Raw genomic sequence first — 228 nt, 5'->3', positions numbered from 1 at the left:
AGGCACATGCGGAGGTCACCCCGAAGACCGGCCCGCGCAAGCCGAGGCTCAAGCTCACCTGGCCGGCGGCGGCGCTTGGCATCGTTTTGGGTACAGCGAGGATGCCAACTCGCCTCGCGCCGTCCAAAAGGAGGGCCCGGTAAGTTTCCTCCATCACATCCCAGCCCAAGCCGCCGACGCCCACTGTCGCGCCGAAGCGATGGGCATTCCCCTCGTCGCAGGAAAGTC

1 protein-coding gene is annotated in these 228 nt (G+C 66.7%); it reads right to left on the bottom strand.

Annotated features, from left to right (window positions below; genetic code table 11):
• A partial coding sequence (locus E5X34_RS32805) for a beta-ketoacyl synthase N-terminal-like domain-containing protein (protein ID WP_292124606.1) occupies positions 1–228 on the bottom strand: 228 nt, incomplete at both ends.

This window comes from Mesorhizobium sp., from assembly GCF_004963255.1.
Taxonomy (GTDB): Bacteria; Pseudomonadota; Alphaproteobacteria; order Rhizobiales; family Rhizobiaceae; genus Mesorhizobium.
Note: the sequence above shows the minus strand (reverse complement) of the source record. Positions and strands in the feature narration are given on the sequence as shown.